Consider the following 10,141-nt stretch of genomic DNA (forward strand, 5'->3'; position numbering starts at 1 on the left):
GGGTTTGTCCTAAATTGAGAATTACAAAATCTCCACTTCCAAGCGAGACCCTTGGGGAGATTTGAAGACTTTCACTTGGGTAGGCAGTCGTTCGCCTAATGATTTGACATGAGTAATCACGCCGATGGTGCGGTTTTGTTGGCGTAAGGATTCTAGGATTTGAGTGACACTTTCTAGGGTTTCTGAATCTAAGGTTCCGAATCCTTCATCGAGGAATAAACTGCCTAATTCTGCCCCCATTGAAAGTTTTTCTGAGAGGGCGATCGCCATTGAGAGGGAGGTGGCAAAGGTTTCTCCCCCGGAGAGGGTGCGGACTCGTCGCAATTCGCCGCCATTCCAGTTATCTTCTACCCAATATTCTCCCTCTTGCATTTGCAAGGCGTAGCGGGATTCGGTGAGTTCTTTTAACAGTAAGGTCGCCCGGGCGACTAATTCCGATTCTAAATGTTCTAAGATATAGGATTGAAATTCATTGGTTTTTAAATTTTGGGCTAAAACATGATAAACATCATAGTTTTTGCTAACGGTTTCTTGTTCATCTAAGAGTTTTTCCGACTGGGCTTGTCTCTGTTCAGCCGATTGAATCCAGGTGGATAATTCAACTCGTTTATCCTGGGCTAGTTTTAATTGTTGTTCGGCGGTTTGTTTGGCTTGTTTTCGCTGTTGCAACTGACGGGCATCGGTAGTGCGATCGCCTATTTCTGATTGTAAGTCCGCGATCCGAGTGGAGAGTTCAATGCTGCTTTCTCGATGATGGGTGATTGCCTGTTGCCATTTCCCCTGTTCTTCCGGGGAGGCAAGGGCGGTGAGAAAGGTGGCTTCGGTTAAATCAACTGCTTGTAATTGGGTTTGCCAACGGCTGTGAGATTGCTGTTGTTTGGCTTGGGCAGTTTCAGCAGCAACCCGCGTTTGATGGGCGGTTTCTCGGGCTTGGATGACGCGATTTTCGGCAGTTTGATGGGCGGTTTCTGCCTCAGAAATCCGACTGCTGAGGGTTTGTTTTTGTTCGGCTAGGGTTTGGGCGAGAACTTGATAGGATAATCCCTCTGTCATCGCTGTCAGTTTCTCTCGCACGTCTTGGAGGTTGTGCTGCCGTCGGGTGAGTTCCTGGGTGGCAGCTTCGGCATCGGTGACGGTTGCCTGATAGGTGCGACTGCTAAAGTCTCGGGCTTGTTGGGCGCTTTCCAGGCGGGTTGTTGCCTGTTGAGAGGCTTCGGCTGCTTCTCGGTATGCCCGATCGCTCTTTTGCAGGGCTTCTCGTTCCTGTTGGAGGGAGACTGCATCCAGTTCCTCACCTTCACTTAGTTGTAAAATATCAGCAATTTGCTGTTGTAACCCCTGTTGCTGCTGAGTGAGGGTGGCGAATTGTTCCTGAATTTCTCGCTGTTTCTGAGTGAGATTTTCTAGGGCAGCTTCGGCTTTCGTGGCATTGAGTTGGGCCGTTTGCAAGGCTTGATTTGCTGTTGCTGCTTGGGTTTGTAAGGGAGTGAGATCCACCCAGGCGATCGCCGGTAAAGGGGGTAATTCTGCCTCAGAATCGGGATGGATGCCCCCACAAACCGGGCAAGTCTCTCCCGCTTCCAGGGATAAGCGTAAGGCTGCCGCCTGGTTGGATTTCGTGGCTTCTGCGTTCGCCTTTTCCCCGGCAGCAATCTCCTGGGTGAGTTGAGCGATCGCTGTTTGTGCCTGTTGTAAGCCCGTCAGGGCGGCTTGATAGGTGCGATCGCCAGTTGCCCGGTCCCGACTCACTTTGTCCAGGGCTTGGGCTTGTTGTTTCCGTTGCTTTTCCCCCAGAGTCCATTCCACCAATAACGGGGCTACCGTTGTGAGGCGTTCTAATCGGTCCCCTCCGGGTTTGTGCCGTTGGAGAGCATCCGTTGTGAGGGAAACCTGCACCGTTGCCGCTTTGACTTGGGCTTCGGCTTGGGTAAGTTCCTGCTTTGCCGCTTGTTGCTGTTGTTGCTTTTGCTGACATTGAGTCGCGGCGATCGCCACTTCCCTTTCCAACTGTTGCCGCTGTTCCTCGTAGGCTTTGGCTTGGGCTAAGGCTTCCTCCCGGGCGGCAATTTGCGGGGCGAGGGCGGCTGCTTGTGCTCTCACTTGGGCTAGTTTTTGCTGTTCGGACTGTAAATGGGTGTCCGCTTGGAGTAAGTTACTGGCGGCTTGTTTAGCTTGCTGGGTGGCTAATTTATCTTGAGTGCGAGCCTCCTGAACCAATGCCCAATCCCCTTGCAGGCGATCGGCCACTTGGGACCGGGCCAATCGTTCACTCAGGGCAGTGATTTCCGGCTGTTTTTGGTTCAGTTCGGCAAATTGGCGCTGAAACTTCGTGAGACGTTCCCGTTGCTCAAATAGCCGTTCTTCTGCCTCTAACAAGGTTTGGGCATTTAACACCCCTTGATTCAGGACCGGAATTTCAGTTTCTAAGGCGGCTAATTGCGATCGCTGTCCTTGAATGGCGATCGCATCCGGCACTTCTAAATCTGCAATTTGTCGCTCAATGGTTGCCAATTCCTGCTTTAACAATCGGGCTAAATCATTGGTTTCCTTCCGCATCCGCTCAAAAATTTCAAACCCTGCCAATTGCCGCAAAATTTCCCGACGTTTGCCCGTATTTCCTTTTAAAAACTCATCAAATTGGCCTTGGGGTAACAAAATAACCCGAGTAAAGGTATCGAAATCCATCCCGAGAATTTCGGTAATGGCTTTTTTGCTTTCCCGTTCCTTCGTTTCCAGGGTTTCCCAACTGCCATCTACCTGCGATCGTTCTAATAAAACTTGCGTCACTGGGGTACTGGGACGATATCGCCAAGTTCGGGTAATTCGGTATTCTCCTAAACTCACAGAAAAGCGCAATTGCACCTTTAAAGTCGTCGCCCCTTGACTGACTAATTCCCCCGCTTGAGAGGTCCGCGAAGTTGTCCCATAAAGGGCATAAGTCATGGCATCCAGCAAGGAAGATTTTCCCGCCCCAGTTGCCCCAGTAATGGCAAACAAATCTAGTTCCGAGAAGTCCAAAGTTTGTTCCCGGCGAAAACTGGTAAATCCTTCCAGAGACAGTTCAAGAGGTCGCATAAAAATGGTGTGATTTTATCGTAAATTTGGACAATTTGGAGGGGGTTTAAACAATCGTTAATCGGGCCAGCCTCAATTAAAATTTGGGAAGCCCCTTGGCAGTGGGAGCGTCTCGCTCCCTAATCATACAACAACAAGGGAGCGAGACGCTCCCAATCCTTATTACACCGGATTTTTCTCTTTCAATTTATGATATAAATTCTGGAATTCCTGAACTACCAACGGGTCCGGTGTGGTTTCCAATCGTTCTCGGTAATAGTGACGAAATTCCTCTACCGGGTCAAATGAATTGCTATCCCGAATGCGTTGTCCGGAATGACCCATTGCCTCGGGATAAATCGGTTGAATTTGTAATGCTTGGGGACAAATTTGCCGGACGCGATCGGCGAGTCCTAATTGAGGACTGTCTAATTTAACCATCACCTTGAGAAATCCCGGATAATATTGATAGGATTCCAAGGTGTCATTCAAAGTATCGGACTGACACCAAATCATCTTTAAAGGTTTCTGACAGGCAACGGGAATAAATTCTACTTCTGCTGGACTTCCCGGTTCTACTGTAATTAAACAAAAGCCCTTCTCTTGTTCCGCTTCCCCGAAATCAATTTGAATCAAAGAACCGGAATAATAGGTGGGACAACTGGCTTTAATTTGTTGATGGACATGAATATGTCCCAGGGCGATATATTGCGCTTCGGGGGGTAAAATTTGCTCACCCAAGGCATAAGTATCGCGGGTGTAATAGGCAACTTCTGAGTGAGCTAACCTCGCCCCATCCATTGCTAAATGACCCATGAGGACATTCACCCGATCGCCTCGAAATCCTTGGGTCAAATCTGCAAATAACTCCGCCACAATTTCCCGATAACCTTGGCGTTGGACCACTTCATCTTGAGTCCAAAGGGCGTGAGCATCTAACATCCTCCGTTCTGAGGCAAACGGCATCGCCCCCACACACAATTTACCGCTTTTTGTCTCTAAAGTAATCACCCCGCCATCATCGCCGCGACGGGGTTTTCCTAATGCCCGAATTCCTGCTAAAGAGAGTAACGTCGCCAGTCCATCAATGCGCGTCGCCGAGTCATGATTGCCCGCGATCGCCACTGCGGGAATTCCGGCAGCTTGTAATCCACAAAAAAACTCATAAGCCACCCGTTCCGCATAAGCAGGGGGATTGGGAACATCAAAAATATCCCCGGCAATCAGGACCGCATCCACCTCGTTTTCAATAGCATAAGCGAGGATTTGCTGTAACACTCCAGCAATTTCCCTTGTCCGGTCTATCCCTTTTAAACGTCGTCCCAGATGCCAATCTGCGGTGTGGATTAGTCGCATGGAAGGAGTCCCAAATCAGTGCAATCACAGTTCCTATCATACCATTTAGAATTGCACTTTTTCCATTTAAAGTGTCGGTTCTGGACTCTCGGGCAAGGTCATGGGGTTAGGCAACAAGCCATCTTCCTGAATCAATCGTTCGATTAAATTTGGGGGGGTTGCGGACCGAAATGGACCACAATAAGAAATCTTTTGGACCGATAAAAAGGCCCAATGATCCGGGGGAACATCACTAAAAAGGGGCGGTAAAACTTCTACTCGGTCTTGGACACAAGCTTGCACAATTTCCTCACGGGAGACCGATGGGGGTGGTACGCTTTGCGATCGCCCGGGAACCGCTAAAGTGGCGATCGCCAAAAATGCAGTGGTTACGATTCGGATTGGTTGCATCACTCTCCCTTCCCCCTGTTAATGTTTTTAATTCAAGGCACAAGCTGATGAATTTTACCAACCCGCCCGGTTACTTCTCACTTTTGAGTTTAAACTCAGCCGCGCGATACATCCCGAAGGCGATCGCACTTAATAAAAATAACCCAGAAATTCCGGCGATCGGATTTTGGTCCATCCCGGTAATCCACTCCGGGACCGCCCCGGAATATTGGACTAACTGGCCTGTATTAATAATATAATAGCCGCAAACTAAACCCCCATGAAAGCCGATGGGTAAACCCAAGCGACCTTGACCCACTCGTTTGGCGGCCACCAAGGTTAACCCCAGTAACAGCAAACCGGGAAACGCTGGTAAATTCCGAATCATTGCCTCAATCGGCTTAATAAAATGCAAGAGGGCAAAAATTGTGGCATTCGCGGCGATCGCTACTGCCGGACGGTAATCCCGTTTTAACTCATCCAACAGCCAACCGCGAAAGAGCAACTCCTCAGCAAATCCCACCCCCAGGGCGATCGCCAGTCCTTCTAAAATAATTTTTGGCAATCCAGCCGGGTCCGGCAGTTGCCATCCCAACCACCCCAACAGGCCCTCAACGATGAGTAAACCCAACAAACTCAGCAAACCAAAGCCAAGACCTCCGAGGAGATCTTGGCCGTTGTTTCGAGAGAACTCTAACCCATAGTGCTTGAGAATGTGGGGTTGTCCGTAGACCTTTGATCCCCAAAATCGCACCAAGAGAATAAACTCTCCATATAAAACTGCCATTGATAAAATGCTCACCCAGTTGGAGTCCTGGACAAGCCAATAAATCGGCACCGCGACTGGAACCCAAACCCCCAAAAGCATTGCCACAAAAATAGCTAACCTGCCTGGGGCCGGATAGTCACCGAAGCGGATCCAGTTCAATTTCACGCTATTCCCTTTACCCTATTCGTCCGGTTCAATGGTACTGGTCAACCCATGATTTTTGAGGGTTTCGCAGTAAAACTCGGCGTGTTCCAGGGCGCAGGTAATCACCAAGGCAATTCCATTGCTATGGGCTTCCATCATAATGCTAACCGCTTGAGGCTGAGTCAAACTCGGCACGGTCTGCATTAAGGTTTGCACCACATGTTCCATCGAGTTAAAGTCATCATTATGTAGTAAAACTCGATAACGCGGTGCTATTTTCCGAACCGTTGAAGTCTTTTCAATGGTTTCTACTGACACGGCGCTCTCCTTTAATTCAGCGATCGTAAATTTTTGCAGTCAATCCAAGGATTTTGAAGCATTCCTATTCAGAATAACTTACTAATCCATCGGCAGTGAAGACAAGGAGGGAAAACCGCACTATTTCCCTCCTTTGATTTGGAGAGAACCCTACCCTCTGCTTCCCCGAGGTACAGGAAATTGGATGGGGAGACCTAACCCCCGGTGCCCTTACAAGAGTAGGTTTATTACACTTAAGAGCACCTCTTGTCCCCTCCCCTTGGCAAGGGGAGGGTTAGGGTGGGGTTCTTCTTCGGTGATTCCCTACGGGAGAGCTTCCACTTACCGCCACATAACGCACTCTCATGAGGCGACATCCCTTGTATGGAGACTGCTCTTTCTACGCGATCGCGAGATCGCTCGTGCGCTTGGACCTTACAGCCACCCAAATTCTAGACGATCGCGATCGCTTGGACCCCACCCTAACCCTCCCCTTGCCAAGGGGAGGGGACCGGAAGTAAAAAATTTACTCTTGTAAGACCCCCCAGCCCCCTTCCCTAGGAGGGAAGGGGGGCCAGAACACCTCTTAATTCTCCCTCTCCTCTTAGGGGAGAGCCCACTCTAGAGCGCTGCCACCCGTCCTTCCTGTAATCCGAACAGGACAAAATGCTCAAACGCGCTACCGAAGGCCCCGCGATTCAGCGCCTGGGCGACATCAATGTTCCGGAATAAATAAGCCGATTCGTTGAATACCGGGCTCGGTTGACGACCCTGGAGTTCGCCCTGTTCGAGGAAATGTTGGAATCCACTCACGAAACCTCCAGCGGCAACGATCGCCGCTACATCGGGATTTTGAGTCAGATAAAACGTTTCATCAAACGCCGGATTGGGATTGCGCCCCTCAAACTGTCCCGATTGCAGATAGTGACTGTAACCACTATTAAAAATCCCTGCGGCCACTGCTTCAGCAACATCGGGATTTTGCCGCAGGTAGAAACTTTCTAAAAACAGCTTGGCATTGCGATCGCGCCCTTCAAAAAATCCCGTCTGCACGAAATGGTCAAACCCACTCGCCACCTGACCCGTTCCGACTGCCACCGCTACATCGGGATTCCGGGCCAAATACTGCCCTTCATTGAAAAACTGAGCGGGCGCAGGACGGCCCTCCTCTCGGCCAAACAGCAAATAATGTTGTAATCCACTGGTCAAAGTCCCAGCGGTGACCGCTTCTGCCACACCGGGATTTTGGGCTAAATAGGCCGCCTCATTAAAATACAGCGACAGAGGATTGAGACCTCGTTCTGTCACAGACTGAATGAAGTTTTCAAAACGCGGCGGTGGTGGCGGTGGCGGTGGGGGTTCCGTGGGTTCTGGCGCAGGGGGGAAGGGTTCGGCCCCTCCAGGGCCAGGTAAACCGGGACTGGGGGCCGGTGTTCCGGGGGGGACAACAATCGGTTGCGTGGGGTCGATGGGTTGAACGATCGCCACCACAAAGGCATCCCCTTGGACTCCCCCTGCGGCATTCGGCAACGGATTCACCGTGGGGAAATTCGCTGAAGCGGTTTGACCCGTGACAAACGCTGTTCCTGCCGCATTCACCGCGATCGCATTCCCCGACTCAAACCCATTCCCACCCAGATAGGTTAAGTAATCAATCGTCGTCCCATCGGCGAGAATTTTCCCCACAAACCCATCCCCATTTCCCCCAAATCCGGGCTGAATCGGCGCAACCTGGGGTAAATCCGAGGAGGTGGTTTCTCCGGTCAAATAGACATTCCCGCGATCGTCGATCGCCATATCATTCCCCGACTCAAACCCACTGCCACCGAGGAAAGTAGAATAAATCAAACTTTGCCCATCCGGTGCCAACTTAGTCACAAAGGCCGAGGATAACCCACTTAACTGCCCTTGAATCGGATTAACTGTGGGGAAATCCCCCAGAGGAATCACCGCCCGGGGTTGAGCATCTCGGGGGACTCCGGTGCTTCCGGCAATATAAACTTGCCCCCCTGCATCCACGGCGATCGCATTCCCCACATCACTATCTCGTCCCCCTAAATAGGTGGAAAAAATTAACTCACTGCCATCACTACTAATTTTGGTGACAAAGGCATCCCCACCGCCTCGATATCTGCGCTGCAACTCCGACACCAGGGGAAAGTTATCCGTGCTCGTTTGTCCCGTGACATAGATATTTTGGTTCGCATCCACGGCGATCGCATTCCCCTCCTCATTCCCAAATCCCCCTAGGAACGTGGAGTAAAGCAACCCTCCGAGGGGGTTAAACTTGGCCACAAATACATCGGATCCATTCGCACCAATGGTATTTTGCACCGCATCCACCATCGGAAAATTTTCGGAAAACGTTTGGCCGGTCACATAAAAATTCCCCTCATTATCCAGGGTAATCCCATTCACCGAATCAAAGCCCCCGCCTCCAAAATAGGTCCCCAATTCGAGAAATCCGCCATTGGGAGTCAGCTTGAGAATAAACCCATCCCCTCCCCCATTCGCTGCTGTCTGGGCGGCCCCTATGGTGACGGGGAAATTATCCGAACTGGTTTGTCCCACCACAAAGGCGCTGCCGCGACTATCGACAACCAGATCTAAGGCTTGGTCATTGTCTCGGCCCCCTAAATAGGTGGAGTAGAAGGCGCTGGCTCCATCAGCGGCAATCTTGGTAATAAAAGTATCAAATTTGAAGGACTCGGGATTACTAATTGTGGATTGTAGGGGAATCCGCGTGGGAAAGTCTGTGGAGATGGTTCTTCCGGCGATGTAGATATTGCCTTCTGCATCCAGGGCGATCGCATCCCCTTGGTCTTGCAGGGTCCCGCCCAAATAGCTGGAATATTGCAGGGTCGGGTCAATAATCAGGGCATAGTTGGGGTCATAAGCGCCTAACTCAAATCCAACTTGGCCCGAGTCCAGTAATTCATACTGACCCGCCACAGAAACGCGATCGCCTTCGATATCCTGATAAATAATCGGTGCGTCCTCAATTAACTCACCCAAGGCTGTTTGTAGTACCAGTGCCCCTTCCCGCAGGGTGACTGCCTCAATTCCGCTATAGTCCAACAAAATTTGCTCCGGATCCGCACCGGGGTCCACCACAAATTCCCGCTTGAGCTCCCCTTCGGTGCCGCGATAAACTAAATCAATACCGTCATAAAGGTCCCGATAGGCAATGCCTTGGTAGGTAGGCACATTCCCCGACCAACTGGACTCATCAGACCCGGATAAGAAATTCGCCAATCCGGGCAAGGGTTCTATTCCTTCAATCACTGGATTGCCATTGGCCCCAACAAACTCTAGGCGCACCACGGAAGATTGCACTTCCTCGGATTCTGGGTCCGGTTGTGCGGCGACGCTGAATACCACCTCGTCTGGGGTAAAGAAAATCCCATGAGAAGCCCCTCGGACCGAGAAATTCACCGTCGGGTCAAATTGCCCCGCATTGGGAATAAAACTTAACGGTAACTGGCCTAAATTGGGGACCTGTGACCCAATCAAGGAATCCCCGGGAGTCTCCTCGGGGGAAACCGATTCCACTGCAGCGACTGGCAAACGGCCTTCCGGCTGACCATAGAGCAGCCAATGTTGCCACCCACTCTCAAACTCGCCGGTGCTAACCGCCTGAGCCACATCGGGATAAGCATTCAAATAGAATTCAGCATCGAATCCAGTGCCTGCCGCTTCAGTGGTCAGAGGCAACAGCCCAGAGGCATCTACCAGACTAGACGGTTCTAGTGGCGATCGCCATTCGATTTCCAACCCCTCGACATCCATGTTGTTTTGCATCGTAAAAGTGTTTTCAATTCAGACCAAAGCAGCACGATTCGGCAAGGGTAAGGCGGTTCTGCCTGCTGGGAATCCATCGTGCTGGGTGTGATCATAGCCGATCATTTCGTGAGAACCACGGATTTTCCCGTTCCCGGCGGGAGGAGTCCAGGCATTTCTCCACCCTATCTCTCCCAGATTACCCACTTGTCGTTGGTCGGTGGTCATTTGTCATTTGTCGGTGGTCATTTGTCATTTGTCGGTGGTCATTTGTCATTTGTCGGTGGTCATTTGTCATTTGTCGGTGGTCATACGGAATAGGATACCGATCGGTCTATAAAAACGAGCTGTATCTGTAGGGGCTTCGATGCC

At 50.8% G+C, this 10,141-nt stretch carries 8 protein-coding genes; 1 reads left to right on the top strand and 7 read right to left on the bottom strand.

Annotated features, from left to right (window positions below; all coding sequences use genetic code 11):
- Positions 1–21 precede the first annotated feature (21 nt).
- The 5 genes from NG833_RS01710 to clpS all read right to left on the bottom strand — a co-directional run bounded on the left by NG833_RS01710 (position 22) and on the right by clpS (position 6,010).
- Complete coding sequence (locus NG833_RS01710) at positions 22–3,075, bottom strand: AAA family ATPase (RefSeq protein WP_254563606.1); 3,054 nt, start codon at positions 3,073–3,075, stop codon at positions 22–24.
- 162 nt (positions 3,076–3,237) lie between these two features.
- Complete coding sequence (locus NG833_RS01715; RefSeq protein ID WP_254563607.1) at positions 3,238–4,410, bottom strand: exonuclease subunit SbcD; 1,173 nt, start codon at positions 4,408–4,410, stop codon at positions 3,238–3,240.
- Between the two features lie 66 nt (positions 4,411–4,476).
- A complete protein-coding gene (locus NG833_RS01720) occupies positions 4,477–4,800 on the bottom strand; it encodes an S-layer protein (RefSeq protein ID WP_254563608.1) in 324 nt (107 codons plus the stop codon).
- Between the two features lie 70 nt (positions 4,801–4,870).
- Positions 4,871–5,713: a CPBP family intramembrane glutamic endopeptidase gene (locus tag NG833_RS01725; RefSeq protein ID WP_254563609.1), complete on the bottom strand. Its 843-nt coding sequence runs from the start codon at positions 5,711–5,713 to the stop codon at positions 4,871–4,873.
- Between the two features lie 15 nt (positions 5,714–5,728).
- On the bottom strand, positions 5,729–6,010 hold the full coding sequence (gene clpS, locus NG833_RS01730; protein ID WP_015146967.1) for an ATP-dependent Clp protease adapter ClpS: 282 nt from the start codon (positions 6,008–6,010) through the stop codon (positions 5,729–5,731).
- Positions 6,011–6,354: 344 nt separating this feature from the next.
- Here clpS and NG833_RS01735 point away from each other — a divergent pair, with 344 nt between their 5' ends.
- Entirely contained in the window at positions 6,355–6,510 is a 156-nt protein-coding gene (locus NG833_RS01735; RefSeq protein WP_254563610.1) for a hypothetical protein, read from the top strand.
- A gap of 100 nt (positions 6,511–6,610) precedes the next feature.
- On the opposite strand, the gene NG833_RS01740 is transcribed toward NG833_RS01735, so the two are convergent.
- Together NG833_RS01740 and NG833_RS01745 are read right to left on the bottom strand one after the other, a co-directional pair.
- Positions 6,611–9,790 (bottom strand): SBBP repeat-containing protein, encoded by a 3,180-nt coding sequence (locus NG833_RS01740; RefSeq protein ID WP_254563611.1) that lies wholly within the window; start codon positions 9,788–9,790, stop codon positions 6,611–6,613.
- Between the two features lie 18 nt (positions 9,791–9,808).
- On the bottom strand, positions 9,809–9,997 hold the full coding sequence (locus NG833_RS01745; RefSeq protein WP_254563612.1) for a hypothetical protein: 189 nt from the start codon (positions 9,995–9,997) through the stop codon (positions 9,809–9,811).
- Positions 9,998–10,141: the final 144 nt, after the last annotated feature.

The organism is Oscillatoria sp. HE19RPO, from assembly GCF_024220515.1.
Lineage (GTDB): Bacteria > Cyanobacteriota > Cyanobacteriia > Cyanobacteriales > Laspinemataceae > Laspinema.

Excerpts from the sequence above, each read along its gene's own strand:
- NG833_RS01710 (WP_254563606.1), bottom strand. The coding sequence starts at position 3,075 with ATGCGACCTCTTGAACTGTCTCTGGAAGGATTTACCAGTTTTCGCCGG.
- NG833_RS01715 (WP_254563607.1), bottom strand. The coding sequence starts at position 4,410 with ATGCGACTAATCCACACCGCAGATTGGCATCTGGGACGACGTTTAAAA.
- NG833_RS01720 (WP_254563608.1), bottom strand. The coding sequence starts at position 4,800 with ATGCAACCAATCCGAATCGTAACCACTGCATTTTTGGCGATCGCCACT.
- NG833_RS01735 (WP_254563610.1), top strand. The coding sequence starts at position 6,355 with ATGAGGCGACATCCCTTGTATGGAGACTGCTCTTTCTACGCGATCGCG.
- NG833_RS01740 (WP_254563611.1), bottom strand. The coding sequence starts at position 9,790 with ATGCAAAACAACATGGATGTCGAGGGGTTGGAAATCGAATGGCGATCG.
- NG833_RS01745 (WP_254563612.1), bottom strand. The coding sequence starts at position 9,997 with ATGACCACCGACCAACGACAAGTGGGTAATCTGGGAGAGATAGGGTGG.